Source organism: Amycolatopsis sp. NPDC004625 (assembly GCF_040609695.1).
Lineage (GTDB): Bacteria > Actinomycetota > Actinomycetes > Mycobacteriales > Pseudonocardiaceae > Amycolatopsis.
In genome coordinates this window covers 168,443-186,039 of the sequence record NZ_JBEXKX010000008.1, presented here as the reverse complement: position 1 = coordinate 186,039, position 17,597 = coordinate 168,443, and the positions used below count along the sequence as shown (strand labels likewise).

The following is a 17,597-nucleotide window of genomic DNA, read 5'->3' as shown; positions in this document are numbered from 1 at the left end:
TAACTGGACGGATCGTTAAGCAGTCCTACATCGGGTGGTCCATCCAGACGTTCGGTTCGACGTACGTCGCCGTGTCGTACTCGGTCGACGCGTACACCGGGGCGATCGCGCCCGGGACGATGTTCTCGCCGTCCTGCAGCTTCGCGCCCGTCCAGTCGTGCCAATCCGCCAGCGAACCCGCCAGTGTCACCGCGAACGGGCACACCTTCACCACCCGCGCGCCCAGGCGCTCGTGGGTGCGCAGCCAGCGGTCGGCCAGCAGGCCGTCGGGACGGCGACGAGCCGCGTACTCCGGCATCGGGGTCTTCGGCTCGGCCTCCTTGCCGATCGGGCGGACCGACACGATCAGCTTGCGCAGCCCCGTTTCCGCCGCCCGGGCCTTCAACGCCGTCAACATCGGTGCCGCCAGCCCGGTGCCGCGCAGGTGCGGGGCGATCACGACTTCCAGCGCGCACAACGCGTTCGGCGCGCGGCCGTCGATGATGTCGTGGGCCGCCCACTCGATGGCCTGGTCCCAGCCGTGGTCCGGGAGCTCCGTGCGGTCCGGGGCCGGGAACGCCAGCGGGACCGCCAGCGCCCGGGCCATCGGGGTGCCGTCGTCGTCCACCGCGATCAGGAAGTACCGCGCCCACCGGCGCCGGAACCGTTCGCCGGTGATCATGCGGCCACTGGCGCCCTGGTAGATGAACGGGCCGCCGACGTCGCCGAGGCTCAGCGCGGGGTCGAGCAGGTCCGGGCGGGTGGCAAGATCGACAACGCGCATCCGCCCAGTGAAGCGAAAAGCTCAGGCGCGGGATAGCGGCATCCGGGCGACCTTCAGCGCAACGCCTTGGTGCGGCGGGTGATCGCCGACGGGTCGAGGTTGGCGCGGGTGCCGGCGTCGTGGCCGTCGAGGTAGCCGCTGCCGGACAGCCGGCGGGGGGTGGCCGCGCGCAGGTCGCCGTACTCGGTGTCGAACGCGTGCTGGACCATCTGCGCGCGGTCGCGGACCACCAGCTCCGCCGACCGCACGCCGGGCGCCGCCGTGCGGACCGCCTCCTGCTCCGCGTGCGTGAGCCGCTCGTGGACCGCGCGGGCGAAACCGTGCAGCCACGTGCGCCGGTACGCGGCCAGGGATTCGCCGGGGAAGAGCCCGCCCGGGCGGACGCGCGTGAGCTGCGTGCTCGCCTGCAGCAGCAGGCTGGTGAACAGCAGCTCCACCCGCCCGAGGTCGGACCGGTAGCCGAACACGGTGACGCTGTCGACCTTCTGGCCGTAGCGGTGCAGCAGCGTCCGGCAGCGCAGCGGGTACGCGACCGAGGTGAGCAGGCTCGCCTTGTCACGGCTGTACGGGTCGTTCATCGGGATCTTCAGCGTGCCGATCTCGTCGGCGGCCGCACCGGACGCGGCGAGCATCGCCTGGTCGATGCCGTACCGCGCGACGAGCTCGGCGGCCTTCTGGTTGTAAGCCTCGGCTTCCGCCTCGGTGACCGCCGGGTCTTCGGCCTTCGCCAGCAGCTTGCGGATGCGCTCGAGCTGCGGGTCTGACTCGGTCATGCCGAGAGGGTATTCGATCACGTGTTCGGGCGCGCGGTCCGGGTCGGCGTGTCGGCCTGGACACTGGAGACAGGGTGACGATCGAACGCTCCGACCCGCTGTCGGCCGACGAGGCCACTGCCGGGGACGGGGGCCGAGGCGCTCGGCTTCCGGCCGGTGCGGACGATCGTGCGGCAGGACCTCGGCTCGCTCCTCAGGCCAGGTACGCGTCGAGCGTGACGGCCAGCGCCGCTTCGGGGGACGGTGCGAAGCTCGCGCCCGCCAGGCCGCCCCACAGCCACAGCTGGGCGAGGCCGTGCAGTGCCGCCCACAGTGATGCCGCGACGAGCCGCAGGTCGGCGCCCGATCGGGCGAGCGGTGTCGGGACCGCCGCCACCAGTACGGCAAACGTGTCGAACACCGCGCTCGCCGCCGCCGAGAGGGCCGGGTCGTCCGCGTCGACGAGGTCGCGGCGGAACATCAGCTCGAACATCGCCGGGTTGGTCAGTGCGAAGTCGAGGTAGCTGTGGCAGGCCGCGGTGAGCCGCTCCCGCGGTGACGTCTCCGGCAGCGTCTCCCGGCGGGCGAGCAGGGCGGCGTACCCGCGGGTCGCGACCGCGGACAGGAGCTCGGCGCGGCCCGAGAAGTGCCGCAGCGGTGCGCCGTGCGAGACACCGGCGGCCTTCGCGATGCCGCGCAGCGTCACCGCGTCGACGCCTTCCTCGGCGAGGAGCTCGGACGCGGTGTCGATCAGACGCTGCCGGGTGCCCATGCCTCGTCCAGGGGCACCGGGAGCAGGTCGGGGCGCTTCGGGAGGAAGCCGTCGCCGGGCTGGCGGCCGATCAGCCGGTTGCGGGTGCGCGTCACGGCGACCGGCAGCACCTCCCGCAGCAGCCACTGCAGGTCGGCGCGCCGGCTGCCGGGGGCCGCGGTGCCGGGCAGCGGGGCGAGCCAGGCGGGGTCGTGGCCGAGGCCGAGCCGGGCGAGGACGTACGCGGCGAGCCGGCGGTGGCCGTGCTCGGAGAGGTGGAGCCGGTCGGCGCCGAAGTACCGCGAATCGGTGACCGCCGGGTCCGGCCACAGGTCGATGAGCTGGGCCCCGTAGCTGACGGCGGCCTCGCGGATGGCTTCGTTGAGCGCGACGATCCGCGGCCGCATCCGGCTGCCCAGCGGCATCCGGCGGGAGACGTCGCTGAGGGTGAAGGTGACGACCACCGGCGAGATCTCGGTGCAGGCGCGGATGGCGGCGTCGACGCGGCGGGCGACGGTCCGCGCGTCCCAGTCGCGGCTCATGACGTCGTTGCCGCCGCCGAAGAGCGCGACGAGGTCGGGTTCGAGCCGCGTCGCCGCCGGGATCTGCTCGGGCACGATCTGGTCGAGCCGCCGTCCGCGGACGGCGAGGTTGGCGTAGCGGAAGCCGGGTTCGCCCTCGGCCAGCCGCGCGGCGACGAAGTCGGCCCAGCCGCGGTAGCAGCGTTGATCCGGGTACGGGTCGTCGAGTCCCTCGGCGCAGCTGTCGCCGAGGACGACGAAACGGTGGTAGTTCATTCCGGTCTCCGTAACCCGTGGTTCACCTTGTGGACACTGTCTATCAAACTTCTGTAGACGGTGTCTACTTCGGCCGCCTCACACTTCCGCGGGCTGCTTCGTCGTACTGGCCGGAACCGACCGAACAGGGGAGAAACGACGATGAAGATCGGAATCGTGCTCGGCAGCACCCGCCCCGGCCGCGTGGGCGACCAGGTGGCCCGCTGGGTCCACGCCCGGGCCGTGGACCGGCTGGACGCCGAATACGCGCTGGTCGACCTGCGCGACCACCCGCTGCCCCACCTCGAAGAGCCGCCCGGGTTCTCGGGGAGCTACCAGGACGAACGCACCCGGGAGTGGGCCGCGACCGTCGCCGCGTGCGACGGGTTCGTGTTCGTCACGCCCGAGTACAACCACTCCGTGCCCGGCGTGCTCAAGAACGCCCTGGACCACGTGCACGTCGAGTGGAACGGCAAGGCGGCCGGGTTCGTCTCGTACGGCGGCGTCGGGGGCGCCCGCTCGGTCGAGCAGCTGCGGCTCGTCTGCGGCGCCCTGCAGCTGGCCGACGTGGCCCCGCAGGTCACGCTCCCGCTGGCGACCGAATTCGCGGACCGCACCGAGTTCAAACCGGGCGCTCACCAGCTCGACGCGCTGGACCTGGTGCTCGACCACGTCGTCGCCTGGAGCGCCGCGCTCACGGCGTTGCGCCGCGGGGACGCCGAAGCCGCGATCCGGCAGCGGCTCGACGCGATCGTCGACGGGCTCCGGAACAAGGACCTCGAAACCCTGCGGCGCAGCTACGCCCCGGACGTCGTCTCCTTCGACGTCGAACCGCCGCTGCAGCACGTGGGAGTCGAGGCGAAGCTGGAGAACTGGGCGAAGGTGTTCACGCTCTTCGAAAAGGTGGACTACGAGCTGCGCGACCTGACCGTCGCCGTCAGCGGGGACCTCGCCGTCGGGCACGGCTTCGGGCGGGTCAGCGGCACCCTGAAGGACGGCGTCGTGACCGACGGCATGTGGGTCCGGGCCACCTTCGTCCTCCGGGACACCCGCGACGGCTGGGTGATCGTCCACGACCAGGCGTCCGTGCCGTTCGACTTCGCGACCGGCCGGGGGATGACCGAGCTGACGCCCTGACCGCTCAGGCGAGCCGCGCGCGGTGGGCCGTCACGGCGGCCCGCCGCGGGTCGGCCGGCGGGAGCGTGCGCAGCAGCGCGTCGAGCACCGCGAAGTCGTCGACGCCGCAGGCCGTCTCCCAGAACGACCACAGCACGGCCGGGTCGCCGCTGTTCAGCGCCACCTGGCGCACCTGCGCGGTCAGCGTCTCGCGCTCTTCGCGGATCGCCGGCGCCTCGGACTCCGGCAGCAGCGGCCCGCGGAAGTCGCGCAGGGCACCGGCCGGTGCGCCCGACCGCAGCGCCGTGCGGGCGCGGAGGAAGTCGGCGTCGACGTCGGCGGCCAGGCGGTACGGGCGCGTCTGCACCACCGACGCGCCCAGCTGCGAACGCAGCCGGTGGATCTCCGCCCGGACCGTCACCGGGTTGCCCGTCTCGCCGTAGAGCTGCAGCGCCAGCCGGTCCGCCGAGAGGCCGTTCGGGTGCAGGGCGAGCAGCGTCAGGATCTCCGCGTGGCGCAACGTCAACGGAACCTCGCGACCGTCCACAGTGGTCGAATGGGTGCCGTCGGCCAAGTACTCCAGGCGCAGCCGGGCGCGGTGGGTTCCCGGGGACGCCGACAGCCGCAGCAGGTAGCCCTCGGCCAGCGGCTCGACCGTGGCGAGGCGGCCGTCGGGCAGCGCGATCGTCCCGCCGCCGCGTCGGATGTCCACAGTGGACGGAAGGGTGCACGCCTCCGCGGCGAGCACCCGGCCGGCCGCCGACAGCAGCGCGCCCGGGCGGCCGCGCAGCGCTTCCAGGTGCGGCATGTTGAGCCGCCGCAGCCGCTCGTCGCGGACCGCCAGCTGGGCGCGCAGCTGCCCTTCGGCGAGCTGCGCCGTCGCCGTGACCAGCGAAATCATCGCCGGGTGGACCGTGCGCAACGGGCCGCTGACGTCGATCGACCCCAGCAGTACGCCGGTCTCGGGGTCGCGCACCGGCGCCGCCGCGCACGTCCACGTGTGGTAGCGCCGGACCAGGTGCTCGGCCGAGTGGATCTGCACCGGCTCGCCGGTGGCCAGCGCCGTGCCCATGGCGTTCGTGCCGATCGCCGCCTCGCTCCAGCGGGTGCCTTCGGTGAGGCCGACGCGGTCGCCGCGCAGCAGCTGGCCCGCCGCGCCCTCGCGCCAGAGGATCAGGCCGTCGGCGTCGGTCACGATCATCACGTGCTCGGCGTCGTCGGCGATGCTGACCAGCATCTGCCGCAGCACCGGCAGCACGGGCGCCAGCGGGTGGGCCTCCCGCAGCGCGGCCAGCACGTCGGCGTCGTACACGAACGGGGCCTCGCCCGCGTCCGGGTCGACGTGCGCGGCGAGCGAGCGGTCCCAGGAAGCCGAGACCACGGAGCGTGGCGAACGCGGGCCGGGCACGCCGGCCAGCACCGCCTCGCGGACGCGCTCCAGCAGCCGCGCGTACGACTCGGGGTCGCGCAGCAGCTCCGGTTCGGGCGCCTCTGCCACGTTCTCCAGCGTAGAGACCCAGCTCACGGCGGTGCAACGCGCTTGCAACGTTGCCGGACCTACCTTCGCGGCAGTCCGTCACACCGAGCAACGAGGCAGGCAGCGATGGTCCAGTACGCCGCACCGAACACCGAAGGCAGCGTCGTCAGCTACGAAACGCGCTACGACCACTACATCGGCGGCGAGTACGTCCCGCCCGCGAGCGGCCAGTACTTCGAGAACCCGACGCCCGTCACCGGCAGGACCTTCTGCGAAATCGCCCGCGGCAACGCCGAGGACGTCGAGAAGGCGCTCGACGCCGCGCACGGCGCCGCGCCGGCGTGGGGCCGGACCTCGCCCGAGGAACGCGCGAACACCCTGCTGAAGATCGCCGACCGGATGGAGCAGCACCTCGAAGCGATCGCGGTCGCCGAGGCGTGGGAGAACGGCAAGGCCGTCCGCGAGACCCTCGCCGCCGACATCCCCCTCGCGATCGACCACTTCCGCTACTTCGCCGGCGCGCTGCGCGCCCAGGAGGGCGGCATCTCGCAGGTCGACGAGAACACCGTCGCGTACCACTTCCACGAGCCGCTCGGCGTGGTCGCGCAGATCATCCCGTGGAACTTCCCGATCCTGATGGCGGTCTGGAAGCTCGCCCCGGCGCTGGCCGCGGGCAACGCGATCGTGCTCAAGCCGGCCGAACAGACCCCGGCGTCGATCCACCTGCTGTTCTCGATCATCGGCGACCTGATCCCGCCGGGCGTGGTCAACATCGTCAACGGCTTCGGCGTCGAGGCGGGCAAGCCGCTGGCCTCCAGCAACCGCGTCCGCAAGGTCGCCTTCACCGGTGAGACGACGACCGGCCGGCTGATCCTGCAGTACGCCAGCGAAAACATCATCCCGGTGACCGTCGAGCTGGGCGGCAAGAGCCCGAACATCTTCTTCGCCGACGTCGCCGCGCAGAACGACGACTTCTACAACAAGGCGCAGGAAGGTTTCGCACTCTTCGCGCTCAACCAGGGCGAGGTCTGCACCTGCCCGTCGCGGGCGCTGATCCAGTCCGGCATCTACGACAGGTTCCTCGGCGACGGCGTCGAGCGTGTCCGCAAGATCAAGCAGGGCCACCCGCTCGACACCGAGACGATGATCGGCGCGCAGGCGTCCAACGACCAGCTCGAGAAGATCCTGTCCTACATCGACATCGGCAAGCAGGAAGGCGCCGAGATCCTCACCGGCGGCGTGCGGTCCGACCTCGGCGGCGAGCTGTCCGGCGGCTACTACGTCGAGCCGACCGTGTTCGCGGGCGACAACAAGATGCGGATCTTCCAGGAGGAGATCTTCGGCCCGGTCGTGTCGGTGGCGAAGTTCGACGACTACGCCGACGCCATCAAGATCGCCAACGACACGCTGTACGGCCTCGGCGCCGGGGTCTGGTCGCGGGACGGCAACACCGCCTACCGCGCCGGGCGCGACATCCAGGCGGGCCGCGTCTGGGTGAACAACTACCACGCCTACCCGGCGCACGCGGCCTTCGGCGGCTACAAGGCCTCCGGCATCGGCCGCGAGAACCACAAGATGATGCTGGACCACTACCAGCAGACGAAGAACATGCTGGTCTCCTACTCCGACCAGGCGCTCGGATTCTTCTGATGACGCAGCGCGTGGACCTGACGCCGGCTGCCGCGGACCTCCTGCGGCAGCTGGTGTCGCGCCACGGGCCGGTGATGTTCCACCAGTCCGGTGGCTGCTGCGACGGCAGCGCCCCGATGTGCTACCCGGCCGGGGAGTTCAAGACCGGCGTGTCGGACGTGCGCCTCGGCTCGCTGGAGGTCGACGGCATCGAGGACGTGCCGGTGTGGATGTCGGGGCCGCAGTTCGAGTACTGGAAGCACACGCACCTGACGATCGACGTCGTGCCCGGCCGCGGCAGCGGGTTTTCGCTGGAGGCGCCCGAAGGCGTGCGGTTCCTGATCCGCTCGCGGCTGCTCACCGACGAGGAGTCGGCGGCGCTGAACTGAAGGCGTCGAACAGGGCCGTGGCGAGCACCAGCCCGTCCCGGGCGACCGGGGCGAGCAGGTGCTCGTCCGGCGCGTGCTGCCGGCAACCCGGGTAGGAGTGCGGCAGCCACAGCGTCGCCAGCCCGAGGACGTCGGTGAACACGTGGTTGGGCAGCCCGCCGCCGAAGCTGGGCAGCAGGGCCACCGGCCGGTCGGCGACGGCGTCCAAAGTGGACTTCGCCCAGCTCGCCCACGGGTTGTCGACCGGGGTCCGGCTCGCGCGGAAGGCGGCTTCGGTGCGCACCGACACCATCGGGAACCCGTGCTCCGCCAGGTGTTTCCGGATCGCCGGGGCGATCCCGTCGACGTCGGTCCCCGCCACGTACCGCAGCTGCAGCACCGCTCGGGCGCGGCCGGGGATCGCGTTGACCGGCCGGTCGACGTCCGCGGCGCCGAGCGAAAGCACCTCCAGGGTGTTCCAGCCGTAGAGGCGCTCGGCGGGCGTCAGCCGGTGATCGCCCCAGGTGGGGTCCGGGACCTCGACCACGACGTCCGCCAGTGCCGCGCGCACCGATCCCGGCAGCTCCGGCGGCAGCAGCTCCGGGAGCCGGATGCGGCCGTGGCCGTCGACCAGGCTCGCGATCGCGGCGGCCAGCGTGGTGGCCGGGTTGCGGAGGATGCCGCCCCAGTTCCCGGAGTGGCGCCCGCCCGGGCGCAGGTCGACGTCCAGGTCGATCCGGACGCCGCCGCGGGCGCCGAGGAACACCGTCGGCGTCGCCGCGTCGAGGCGCGGACCGTCCGAGGCGATCAGGACGTCCGCCGCCAGCAGGTCCTGCTCCTGCCCGGCGAACTCCGTGAGCCCCGGTGACCCGATCTCTTCGCCGGTTTCGAACAGGAACTTGAGGTTGAAGCCCAAACGGCCGCGCTCGGCCAGGACGAGCCGCAACGCCGTCAGGTTGATCAGGTGCTGGCCCTTGTTGTCGGCCGTCCCGCGGCCGTACCAGTGGTCGCCCTCCGCGGTGAGCGTCCACGGGCCGCGGCCGTCACCCCATTCGCCGGCCTCCCCGACGACGTCGGCGTGGCCGTAGCAGAGCAGTGTCGGCAGGTCCGGGCCCTCGGTGCGGACGCCGACGAGGAAGGGACCGCCCGTGGGGTCGGGATTGGCGTGCTGGGTGACCTCGCAGCCCAGGCCGGTCAAGGCCGGGGTGAGCACCTCGTCGAAGTACGCCTGGATGGCGGCGCGGCCTTCGGGGGCGTCGCTGACCGTGGGGTAGGCGACCAGCCGGGCCAGTTCGGTGAACAGCGCACCGGAGTCGACGTGGGCGCGGGCCGTGCCGGACAGATCCATGACCGCCAGCTTAGAGGCGGGAAACTTTACGAACGGTCGTGCTATCTTCGGGGCATGCACGTCGACAGCGTTTACGTGGGGGAACCGAGCGTCCTGGGGTACCGGCGGGAGCAGCCGGTGCTCAGCGCCATCACCAAGGCGCGGGTGAGTGAGCCGGAGCTGAAGCTGACCGAGCTGAACCTCGACGGCGACCGGCAGGCCGACCTGACCGTGCACGGCGGGGTCGACAAGGCGGTTTACGTCTACCCGGCCGAGCACTACGCCGCCTGGCGCGAGGACGGCTTCGACGCCGTGGTGGCCGACTTCGGGGAGAACGTGTCGCTGAGCGGGGTCACCGAGGACGACGTCCGGATCGGGGACGTCTGGGCCTGGGGTGACGCGCTCGTGCAGGTCTCGCAGCCGCGGTCGCCGTGCTTCAAGCTGGCCATGAAGACCGGGCGCAAGGACGTCACGCCGCTGATGATCGACTCCGGCCGCAGCGGCTGGTACCTGCGCGTGCTGCGGCCGGGCACGGTGCCGACGGCCGGCGCGATCGAGCTGGTCGAGCGCGCGGACGGGCCGACGGTCGCCGAGGTGTACGTGGTGTCCTTCGCGAACTACGGGCAGCTGCCGGAGGAGAAGGTCGAAGCGGCGCTCGACTTCGCCGAGCGCGTCCTCTCGGCCCCGGCGCTCTCGGCGTCGTGGGGCACCGGGGTCAGGTCCACTGTGGACCGCTGGCGGGCGCGGCGTGCCGGGTGACGGCCGGCTCGCCCGCGGCGACGCGACCCGCCGCCTGGTGCTGCGCCGGGCAGTCGACGTCGCGTCGGTCGACGGCCTGGACGGGCTGTCCCTCGGCCGGCTGGCCACCGAGCTGGAGCTGAGCAAGAGCGGCGTGTTCGCGCTGTTCGGGTCCAAGGAGGAGCTGCAGCTCGCGACGATCGAGGCGGCTCTCACGATCTTCCGGTCGCACGTCGTGACGCCGGCTTCGGCGGTTCCGCCGGGGTTGCCGCGGCTGCGCGCGATCTGCGAGAACTGGCTGGACTACTCGGAACGGCGGGTGTTCCCGGGCGGCTGCTTCTTCTTCAACGTCGGCGCGGAGTTCGACGCGCGTCCGGGCCGGGTGCACGACGCCGTGGCTTCCGCGAGCGGCTCGTTCGCCGGGTTCATCCGCGAGGCCTGCCGGGACGCCGTCTCGCTCGGCCACCTCGACGCGGACCCGGAAGTCCTGGCGTTCGAACTGCACGCCCTCGGCCGCGCGGCCAACGCGGACGCGGTCCTGAACGGCGGCACACAGGCCTACACCTTGGCCAGACGAGCGATCGGCGCCAGGCTGTCGTGAGTGGTAAGGCGGGTTAGAACCCGCCTTACCACTCACGACGGGCCTAGCGCCAGTCGACCTGCGGGGAGCGGTAGAAGTCGATGCCCTGCAGCGCCCAGCGCGGAGCCTGCTTCGCCAGCCGGAGGCGGTAGGCGTCCCAGTTGTGCGTCGACCGGGGGCTCCAGCCGATCTCCGCGATGCCCGGCAGGCGCGGGAACGCCATGTACTCGATGTCGTTGCTGGTCCGGATCGTCTCCGTCCACAGCGGCGCCTCGACGCCCGCGACCTGGCTCTCGCCGACGCCGGTCACCAGCGACGCCGGATCCCAGTTGTAGCCGTCGCGAACCTCGACCAAAGCGGCCCAGTCCTGGCCGAGCGGCGTCGACTCGTCGTACTTCATGTCCAGGTACGCGTAGTTCGCCGGCGACATCAGGATCTTGCTGCCCCGTGCGGCCGCCGCCGCGACCGAGGCGTTGTCGCCGCCGAAGTCCCAGTACTGCGGGACCGCCGACGCCGGCGGGTCCGACTTCGCGATCTCGTGCCAGCCGGTGACCTTCTTGCCGTACTTGGCGACGATCGGCTGCACCTTCTTCTCGAACGCGATGTAGTCCGCGGGCGGCGTCGAGTGGGCCTCGTCGCCGCCGATGTGCAGGTACGGGCCGGGGGTGAGGGCCGCCAGCTCGCGGACGACGTCTTCGACGAACCTGTACGTGATCGGCGAGGAGATGCACAGCGAGCTGTAGCCGACCTCGGTGTCCGTGCGCACCGGCACGGCCTTGCCGTCGCAGTTCAGCTCCGCGTACGTCGACTGCGCCGCGTTCGTGTGGCCCGGCATGTCGATCTCCGGGATCACCGTGATGTGCCGCGAAGCCGCGTACGCGACGATGTCCTTATACTGCGCCTGCGTGTAGTAGCCGCCCGGGTCGCCGTCGACCGCGGTCTTGCCGCCGACGGTCGCCAGCTTCGGCCAGCTCTTGATCTCGATCCGCCAGCCCTGGTCGTCGGCCAGGTGCAGGTGCAGCGTGTTGACCTTGTACTGGGCGATCTGGTCGATGTACAGCTTCACCTGGTCCGGGCGGAAGAAGTGCCGGGCGACGTCGAGCATCGCGCCGCGCTCGCCGAAGCGCGGGTAGTCGAGGACCGTGCCGCCGGCGACGGTCCACGTCCGGTGCTGGACGCGGGTGGCCTCGATCGCCGACGGCAGCAGCTGCCGCAGCGTCTGCACGCCTTCGAAGAGCCCGTCGGCGGTGTTGGCCTTCAGCGTGACGCCGTCGCGGGTGACCTTCAGCTGGTAACCCTCGGTGCCGATCCGAGCGTCGTGGCCGAGCTGCAGGGCGATCGCGGGCAGGCCGGCGGCGTGCGGCACGACCGGCAGCGGGTAGCCGGTGGCCGGGCGGAGCAGGCCGCGCATGTAGTCCGCGACCTGGCCGGCGCCGCGGTCGGCGGTGATCACGGTGAGCGGCGTGAGCCGGAAGCCTCCGTGCGGATCGGCCTTCGCCGAGACGGGCACCGGGACGACGTCGGTCACGCTGCGTTCGGGGGCGGCCGGCGCCGCCACCGCCGCGGCGGGGACGGCGACCGCCGCGAGACTCACGACAGCCGCGGTCAGGACGGCTCTGGACAAGTGCATCGGGGCACCTCCGGTCGGGGACTCCCTCCAAAGGTACAGACCAGCCGGAGCATTTGGAACAGTCCTTAACGAAGGGCCTGCCGGATGGCTTCCAGCACGGCCGGGTCCTCGATCGTGGAGGGCACCGCCTCGTCGCGGCCGTCGGCGATCGCGCGCATGGTCTTGCGGAGGATCTTGCCGGACCGCGTCTTCGGCAGCGCGTCCACAATGGACACATCGCGGAACGCGGCCACCGGCCCGATGTCCCGGCGGACCAGCGCCACGAGCTCCTCGCGCAGCTGCTCCGGCGGGATGTCCGCGCCCGCCTTGAGGACGACGAACCCGCGCGGCAGCTGGCCCTTCAGCTGGTCGGCCACCCCGATCACGGCGCACTCGGCGACCGCCGGGTGCGAGGCCAGCACGGCCTCCATCGACCCGGTGGACAGCCGGTGCCCGGCGACGTTGATGACGTCGTCGGTCCGGCCCATGACGAACAGGTAGCCGTCCTCGTCGAAGTACCCGGAGTCGCCGGTCAGGTAGAAGCCTTCGTAGCGCGAGAGATAGGCCTCGCGGTACCGCTCGTCCGCGCCCCACAGCGTCGGCAGCGAGCCCGGCGGCAGCGGCAGCTTCACCGTGATGGCGCCTTCGCGCCCGGCCGGCAGCTCCTCGCCCGCCTGGTCGAGGATGCGGACGTCCCAGCCCGGGACGGGCTTGGTCGCGGACCCGGCCTTCACGTCCATCGGTTCCAGCCCGCGCGGGTTGGCGGCGATCGGCCAGCCGGTTTCGGTCTGCCACCAGTGGTCGACCACCGGGACGCCGAGTTTCTCGTGCGCCCAGTGGTAGGTCTCCGGGTCGAGGCGTTCCCCCGCCATGAACAGCGTCCGGAACTGCTTCAGGTCGTGTTTTTCGAGCTCCCGCGCGTCCGGGTCGACCTTCTTGACGGCCCGCAGCGCGGTCGGGGCGGTGAACAGCGCCTGGACGCCGTGCTCGGCGATGACCCGCCAGAACGCGCCCGCGTCCGGCGTGCCGACGGGCTTGCCCTCGTACATGACCGTGGTCGCGCCGACCAGCAGCGGCGCGTACACGATGTAGGAGTGCCCGACGACCCAGCCGACGTCGGACGCCGTCCACCAGACGTCGCCGGCGTGGACGTCGTAGACCGCCTCCATCGAGTAGGCGAGGGCGACCGCGTGGCCGCCGGTGTCGCGGACGACGCCCTTCGGCTTCCCGGTCGTCCCGGACGTGTAGAGGATGTACAGCGGATCGGTGGCCGCGACCGGCACCGGGTCGGCCGGGTCGGCGCCCGCCGCCAGCTCGCGCCAGTCGAGGTGAGCACCGGCCGCGGCCGGTGCCTGCTCGCGCTGGAGCATGACGACGTGGTCGGGCTGGTGCTCGGTCAGGCCCAGGGCGGCTTCGATGATCGGCTGGTACTCGACCACCCGCGTCGGCTCGATGCCGCAGGACGCGGCCAGGATCACCTTCGGCTTCGCGTCCTCGATCCGCGCCGCGAGCTCCTTCGGCGCGAACCCGCCGAAGACCACCGAGTGCACCGCGCCGATCCGCGCGCAGGCCAGCATGGCGATCGCGGCCTCCGGCACCATCGGCAGGTAGACGATCACCCGGTCACCCTTCGTGACCCCCAGCGAGCTCAGCGCGCCCGCGAAGCGCGCGACGGTGTCCCGCAGCTCTTCGTAGGTGTACGTGCGTTGCCGTCCGGTCACGGGAGAGTCCCAGATCAGCGCGGCCTGGCCGCCCCGGCCGGCCTCGACGTGCCGGTCGAGCGCGTTGTAGGAGGTGTTCAGCTCGGCGTCCGGGAACCACCGGTAGAAGGGCGGGTTCGTGGCGTCCAGGGCCCGTTCCGGCGCCTTGGTCCAGCTGATCGACCCGGCCGCGGCCAGCCAGAACGCGTCCGGCTCGGCCAGGCTGCGCCGGTAGGCTTCGGAGTACGCGCCCATTCCCGCTCCTTCGCGTCGGACCTTCCGCCGGTGCCCATCATGGCGCGGGAGCGGCGGTCGTGCCGGATTCGTCCGGCGGAAAGACCCGGCAACCTCCCGCAGCCCGGGAGCGTCCTAAGCTGGACCGCGGGAATTCACCGCGTGACGGTGCGAAGTGAACACGGACAGTGAGGGGAGCCCGGCGGTGAACGGACTCGCGAGCGCGTTGCTCTCGCTAGCCCATTCCTTGTTCGGCCCGGGCTTCTGCCCCGGCGACTGGGTTTGGGCCACGAGTGCGGCCGGCGCGCTCGTCGCGCTGATCCCGCCGGCCGGCGCGGTCGCCGTGTCGATCGTCCGGAAGGGCACGGGCAACCGCTACGACGCCACGACCCTGTCGGTGTTCGGCGCGATCGGCCTGTTCAGCGCGCTGGTCATGCCGTGGCTGCTGTCGAACGGCGTGTCGGGGGTCTACCGGGCGGCGTTCGCGGGCCAGAAGTCCGGCCTGAACCGGACCGAGCTGGATTCGCTCAACGGCGTCGGCGGCTGCTGGGTCACCGGCAGCCAGACGAAGTACCTCGGCGGCGGCCAGACCGTCTACGACGTGCTGTTCGCCAAGAACGGCAGCGACCTCCCGTTCATCGTCTACCTGCCCGCGTTCGTCGTGCTGGGCGCCGGCTCCCTGTTCTTCGTGATGCTGCAGGGCCGGACGGCCTTCCGCCGCGGTCCGAAGTGGCCGTCGCGGTTCTTCTGGATCCCGTTCGCCGCGCTGCTCGTGTTCAGCGTCGGCATGGAGGCGAACACCGCGCTGCACTTCTGGCTCGGGTTCCTGCCGTTCAGCGTGCTGGGCCTGATCCCGGTCGCGATGGTCGGCCCGCCGCCGTGGTCGGTGATCAACCGCTCCGACCGGGCGGACGAGCCGCCGCCGCGCCGCGAGCCCGAGCCGCACCGGCAGCCGTCGCAGGTCCAGCCGCGCCCGACCCCGCCGCCGCCTCCGCCGCCCCCGGTCAACCGGCCGTACCCGAAGACGGCGCTGGCGTCGGCCCCCGAGCCGCCGCCGATGGCCGGCGCGCTGGCCGCGGCCCCGGGCCCGGTCCCGCCGCCGCCCGGGTCGCGCAACGCCGGCGGCAGCCGCTACCGCCGCGTCAAGCAGCTCGGCGCGGGCGGGTTCGGCACGGTCTGGCAGGCCGTCGACACCCAGCTGAACCGCACGGTCGCGCTGAAGATCGCGCACGCGCCGGACCGCGACACCGCCGAGCGCATGCAGCGCGAGGCCCGCGCGCTCGCCGTGGTCAGCCACCCGAACTGCGTCAAGGTGTACGACCTGGCCGAGGAGCCGGACGGCCTGGCGCTGGTGATGGAGTACCTGGAGGGCCGTCCGCTGGCCGAGCTGGTCGACGGCCAGGGACCGCTCGACGACGTCGCCGCCGGGCGCCTGTGGGCGACGATGGCGGGCGCACTCGCCGCGGCCCACGACAAGGGCGTCCTCCACCGCGACATCAAGCCGTCGAACATCGTCCTCGACCCGAGCGGCCTGGCCCACCTGATCGACTTCGGCATCGCCCGCAGCCAGGGCGACTCCAAGATGACGGCCACCGGGATGATGATCGGCACGCCCGACTTCGTCGCCCCGGAACAGGCGATGGGCTCCCCGGCCTCCCCGGCGTCCGACGCGTGGCAGCTGGCCGCGACGATCAGCTACGCGCTGTCGGGCCAGCCGCCGCGAGGCACCCGCGAGACACCGATGGCGGCATTGATGGCGGCAGCCCGGGCCGAGCCGGTGTCACGCCTGCCGCAGCGAAGCGCGCACGCGCGTCTGCTGGCGGCGTCCCTGGACCCGGAGCCGCGCCGCCGTCCGACGTTGAACGCGGTGCGGCGCGAGGTCGAGGGATGGCTGTCGCGGGCGGGCAAGTCCGCGGACGGCCCGGTGACCCGGGTGGTGCCCCGCCAGCACCACCGCTAGCCGGGTTTGACCGCCGAGAAGGTCACCAGCTCCTTCGGCCGGACGTCGATCTCGGCCTGCTCGAAGCCCGCCTTTTCCAGGCGGGCCGGGAGGGTGGCCGCGTCGAGGACGTTCATCGTGTCGCCGATGTGCTTGAGGCGGAAGCGGAAGTTGAGCTGGGCGTCGAAGCCGCAGTAGGTGCCGCCCGGGCGCAGGACGCGGGCGGCCTCCGCGAAGATCGCGTCCTGCAGCGCCACCGTCGGGACGTGGTGCAGCATCGTGAAGCACGTGACGGCGGAAAACCGGCCGTCCTCGAACGGCATCCGCGCGCCGCTGCCCTCGACGACCTCGGCGCGGTCGCCGAACTTCGCCCGCAGCAGCTCGGTCGACGCCGGGTCGATCTCCAGGACCGTCAGCCGGGGGACGACGTCGAGCAGCACCTTCGTCGTGGCGCCGAAGCCGGGCCCGATCTCGAGCACGTCGTCGCCCAGGCCGAACCGGGTCAGCCAGGGCGTCAGCCGTTCTTCGATCTTGACGGCCCACTTCGCGGAGCTGCAGATCCTGCGGTGGATGAGGTTCATCGGCATGATGTCGACGGTAGGGAGCCCACGCGGTGACCGATAGCCGATATGCTGCCAACTGATGTCGCCAAACAGCCAAGCCATGCTGCTCGGCGCGTTCGACGTCCCGGCCGGCACCTGGTTCCCCTGGCACGAACACCCGTCCCACCAGCTGGTCTGGTCGGCGCGTGGGGTCGTCGCGGTCAAAGCGGGGGACGCGGGCTGGGTGCTGCCGCCGACGCGCGCCCTCTGGATGCCGGCCGGCGTCCGGCACCGCACCGGCGCGCTCGGCCGGGCGCAGCTGCGCGGCATCTACGCCGACCCGGCGCAGTCGCCGGTGTCCTGGCCGGAACCGCGGATGGTCGCCGTCCGGCCGCTGCTGCGGGAGCTGTTGGAGTACCTGACCGGCGAGGGCGTCGCGCCGCCCGCCCGGCTGCGTGCCGAAGCTGTCGCTTTCGACCTGCTCGAACCCCTCGACGTGGTGCCCATCGTGGTGCCGTCGCCGTCGGACCCGCGCGCCCTCGACGTGGCGACGGCCGTGCTCGCGAACCCGGCCGACCCGCGGACCCTCGCCGAATTCGGCCGGGACGTCGGCGCCGCCGAACGCACCCTGGCGCGCATCTTCGTCCGCGAGTGCCGGATGCCGTTCGGGACCTGGCGCACACAGGTGCGGCTGCGTGCGTCCCTGCCACTGCTGGCCGAGAGCACGCCGCTGGAGACGGTGGCCTACCGCGTCGGGTACAGCTCGGCGAGCGCGTTCGTCGCCGCGTTCCGGCGGGCCGTCGGGGTCACGCCGGGCGCCTACTTCGCGGGCTAGGGCCAGTCTTCAAAGTGGGTGACGGCGACCTGCGTTGATCTTCGGTTGTGGTGGGCAGGCATGAGCTGACTGATGAGCAGTGGCAGGCGATTGAGCCGTTGCTTCCGGTGTCGGGGGCGAAGGGCGTCCGCGGGTGGATGACCGGCGGCAACGTCAACGACTGCACCCTGTTCACGCAGGTCATGGCTATTCCAGCCGCGCCATCCGCACCTACCTGCGTCGGCGGCACATTCCGGCGACCATTCCCGAACGCCGAGACCAGCAGGCCAACCGCCTGCGCCGCGGCCGGGCCGGTGGCCGCCCACCGGCCTTCGACCGGGTCGCCTACCGGCGCCGCACCATCGTCGAACGCTGCTTCAACCGCCTCAACCAGTTCCGCGCCATCGCCACCCGATTCGACAAGACCGCCACGTCCTACCAAGGCATGATCGACCTCGCCACGTTGCTCATCTGGCTTTGAG

At 72.1% G+C, this 17,597-nt stretch carries 17 protein-coding genes; 8 read left to right on the top strand and 9 right to left on the bottom strand.

Annotated features, from left to right (window positions below):
- Positions 1 to 25 precede the first annotated feature (25 nt).
- From ABZW17_RS11955 to ABZW17_RS11940, 4 genes are all read right to left on the bottom strand, one after another.
- Positions 26 to 763 (bottom strand): Long-chain-fatty-acid--CoA ligase, encoded by a 738-nt coding sequence (locus tag ABZW17_RS11955; protein WP_354812370.1) that lies wholly within the window; start codon positions 761 to 763, stop codon positions 26 to 28.
- Between the two features lie 53 nt (positions 764 to 816).
- Positions 817 to 1,536 (bottom strand): DUF2786 domain-containing protein, encoded by a 720-nt coding sequence (locus tag ABZW17_RS11950; protein ID WP_354812368.1) that lies wholly within the window; start codon positions 1,534 to 1,536, stop codon positions 817 to 819.
- Between the two features lie 193 nt (positions 1,537 to 1,729).
- A complete protein-coding gene (locus ABZW17_RS11945) occupies positions 1,730 to 2,287 on the bottom strand; it encodes a TetR/AcrR family transcriptional regulator (RefSeq protein WP_354812366.1) in 558 nt (185 codons plus the stop codon).
- Entirely contained in the window at positions 2,266 to 3,063 is a 798-nt protein-coding gene (locus ABZW17_RS11940) for an SGNH/GDSL hydrolase family protein (RefSeq protein WP_354812364.1), read from the bottom strand. Before ABZW17_RS11940 ends, ABZW17_RS11945 begins: the two co-directional genes overlap by 22 nt.
- Positions 3,064 to 3,204: 141 nt before the next feature.
- Between ABZW17_RS11940 and ABZW17_RS11935 the strand changes: the two genes are divergently transcribed.
- Positions 3,205 to 4,179, top strand: coding sequence for an NAD(P)H-dependent oxidoreductase (locus tag ABZW17_RS11935; RefSeq protein WP_354812362.1), 975 nt, complete (start codon positions 3,205 to 3,207; stop codon positions 4,177 to 4,179).
- Between the two features lie 4 nt (positions 4,180 to 4,183).
- Here ABZW17_RS11935 and ABZW17_RS11930 read toward each other — a convergent pair whose 3' ends face one another.
- Positions 4,184 to 5,656: a GAF domain-containing protein gene (locus ABZW17_RS11930; RefSeq protein ID WP_354812360.1), complete on the bottom strand. Its 1,473-nt coding sequence runs from the start codon at positions 5,654 to 5,656 to the stop codon at positions 4,184 to 4,186.
- 105 nt (positions 5,657 to 5,761) lie between these two features.
- Between ABZW17_RS11930 and ABZW17_RS11925 the strand changes: the two genes are divergently transcribed.
- Together ABZW17_RS11925 and ABZW17_RS11920 are read left to right on the top strand one after the other, a co-directional pair.
- The gene (locus tag ABZW17_RS11925) at positions 5,762 to 7,285 is read left to right on the top strand and encodes an aldehyde dehydrogenase family protein (protein ID WP_354812358.1); all 1,524 of its coding nucleotides are present in this window, start codon (positions 5,762 to 5,764) and stop codon (positions 7,283 to 7,285) included.
- Complete coding sequence (locus tag ABZW17_RS11920) at positions 7,285 to 7,653, top strand: DUF779 domain-containing protein (RefSeq protein WP_354812356.1); 369 nt, start codon at positions 7,285 to 7,287, stop codon at positions 7,651 to 7,653. The genes ABZW17_RS11925 and ABZW17_RS11920 overlap by 1 nt, the downstream gene beginning before the upstream one ends.
- Here the strand turns inward: ABZW17_RS11920 and ABZW17_RS11915 are convergent.
- Complete coding sequence (locus tag ABZW17_RS11915; protein ID WP_354812354.1) at positions 7,622 to 8,980, bottom strand: M20 family metallopeptidase; 1,359 nt, start codon at positions 8,978 to 8,980, stop codon at positions 7,622 to 7,624. The two genes, ABZW17_RS11920 and ABZW17_RS11915, sit on opposite strands and share 32 nt — an antisense overlap.
- Before the next feature lie 54 nt (positions 8,981 to 9,034).
- Here ABZW17_RS11915 and ABZW17_RS11910 point away from each other — a divergent pair, with 54 nt between their 5' ends.
- Entirely contained in the window at positions 9,035 to 9,718 is a 684-nt protein-coding gene (locus tag ABZW17_RS11910; RefSeq protein ID WP_354812352.1) for an MOSC domain-containing protein, read from the top strand.
- On the top strand, positions 9,708 to 10,298 hold the full coding sequence (locus ABZW17_RS11905) for a TetR/AcrR family transcriptional regulator (RefSeq protein WP_354812350.1): 591 nt from the start codon (positions 9,708 to 9,710) through the stop codon (positions 10,296 to 10,298). Before ABZW17_RS11910 ends, ABZW17_RS11905 begins: the two co-directional genes overlap by 11 nt.
- Positions 10,299 to 10,341: 43 nt before the next feature.
- On the opposite strand, the gene ABZW17_RS11900 is transcribed toward ABZW17_RS11905, so the two are convergent.
- Together ABZW17_RS11900 and ABZW17_RS11895 are read right to left on the bottom strand one after the other, a co-directional pair.
- Positions 10,342 to 11,907 (bottom strand): beta-N-acetylhexosaminidase, encoded by a 1,566-nt coding sequence (locus ABZW17_RS11900; RefSeq protein ID WP_354812348.1) that lies wholly within the window; start codon positions 11,905 to 11,907, stop codon positions 10,342 to 10,344.
- A gap of 65 nt (positions 11,908 to 11,972) precedes the next feature.
- Complete coding sequence (locus tag ABZW17_RS11895; RefSeq protein WP_354812346.1) at positions 11,973 to 13,841, bottom strand: propionyl-CoA synthetase; 1,869 nt, start codon at positions 13,839 to 13,841, stop codon at positions 11,973 to 11,975.
- A gap of 184 nt (positions 13,842 to 14,025) precedes the next feature.
- Between ABZW17_RS11895 and ABZW17_RS11890 the strand changes: the two genes are divergently transcribed.
- Positions 14,026 to 15,780 carry a serine/threonine-protein kinase gene (locus ABZW17_RS11890; protein ID WP_354812344.1) on the top strand — a complete coding sequence of 585 codons (1,755 nt, stop codon included), beginning with the start codon at positions 14,026 to 14,028 and terminating at the stop codon, positions 15,778 to 15,780.
- Here ABZW17_RS11890 and ABZW17_RS11885 read toward each other — a convergent pair.
- A complete protein-coding gene (locus tag ABZW17_RS11885; RefSeq protein ID WP_354812342.1) occupies positions 15,777 to 16,346 on the bottom strand; it encodes a methyltransferase domain-containing protein in 570 nt (189 codons plus the stop codon). The two genes, ABZW17_RS11890 and ABZW17_RS11885, sit on opposite strands and share 4 nt — an antisense overlap.
- A 76-nt stretch (positions 16,347 to 16,422) precedes the next feature.
- Here ABZW17_RS11885 and ABZW17_RS11880 point away from each other — a divergent pair, with 76 nt between their 5' ends.
- Positions 16,423 to 17,136 (top strand): helix-turn-helix transcriptional regulator, encoded by a 714-nt coding sequence (locus ABZW17_RS11880; RefSeq protein WP_354812527.1) that lies wholly within the window; start codon positions 16,423 to 16,425, stop codon positions 17,134 to 17,136.
- Positions 17,137 to 17,269: 133 nt separating this feature from the next.
- Complete coding sequence (locus ABZW17_RS11875; protein WP_354812340.1) at positions 17,270 to 17,596, top strand: transposase; 327 nt, start codon at positions 17,270 to 17,272, stop codon at positions 17,594 to 17,596.
- The last annotated feature ends 1 nt before the right edge of the window (position 17,597 follow it).

What these genes read in the sequence shown, in the direction of transcription:
- ABZW17_RS11955 (WP_354812370.1), bottom strand. Translation starts at nt 763, where the DNA reads ATGCGCGTTGTCGATCTTGCCACCCGCCCGGACCTGCTCGACCCCGCG.
- ABZW17_RS11950 (WP_354812368.1), bottom strand. Translation starts at nt 1,536, where the DNA reads ATGACCGAGTCAGACCCGCAGCTCGAGCGCATCCGCAAGCTGCTGGCG.
- ABZW17_RS11945 (WP_354812366.1), bottom strand. Translation starts at nt 2,287, where the DNA reads ATGGGCACCCGGCAGCGTCTGATCGACACCGCGTCCGAGCTCCTCGCC.
- ABZW17_RS11940 (WP_354812364.1), bottom strand. Translation starts at nt 3,063, where the DNA reads ATGAACTACCACCGTTTCGTCGTCCTCGGCGACAGCTGCGCCGAGGGA.
- ABZW17_RS11935 (WP_354812362.1), top strand. Translation starts at nt 3,205, where the DNA reads ATGAAGATCGGAATCGTGCTCGGCAGCACCCGCCCCGGCCGCGTGGGC.
- ABZW17_RS11925 (WP_354812358.1), top strand. Translation starts at nt 5,762, where the DNA reads ATGGTCCAGTACGCCGCACCGAACACCGAAGGCAGCGTCGTCAGCTAC.
- ABZW17_RS11920 (WP_354812356.1), top strand. Translation starts at nt 7,285, where the DNA reads ATGACGCAGCGCGTGGACCTGACGCCGGCTGCCGCGGACCTCCTGCGG.
- ABZW17_RS11915 (WP_354812354.1), bottom strand. Translation starts at nt 8,980, where the DNA reads ATGGATCTGTCCGGCACGGCCCGCGCCCACGTCGACTCCGGTGCGCTG.
- ABZW17_RS11910 (WP_354812352.1), top strand. Translation starts at nt 9,035, where the DNA reads ATGCACGTCGACAGCGTTTACGTGGGGGAACCGAGCGTCCTGGGGTAC.
- ABZW17_RS11900 (WP_354812348.1), bottom strand. Translation starts at nt 11,907, where the DNA reads ATGCACTTGTCCAGAGCCGTCCTGACCGCGGCTGTCGTGAGTCTCGCG.
- ABZW17_RS11895 (WP_354812346.1), bottom strand. Translation starts at nt 13,841, where the DNA reads ATGGGCGCGTACTCCGAAGCCTACCGGCGCAGCCTGGCCGAGCCGGAC.
- ABZW17_RS11885 (WP_354812342.1), bottom strand. Translation starts at nt 16,346, where the DNA reads ATGCCGATGAACCTCATCCACCGCAGGATCTGCAGCTCCGCGAAGTGG.
- ABZW17_RS11880 (WP_354812527.1), top strand. Translation starts at nt 16,423, where the DNA reads ATGCTGCTCGGCGCGTTCGACGTCCCGGCCGGCACCTGGTTCCCCTGG.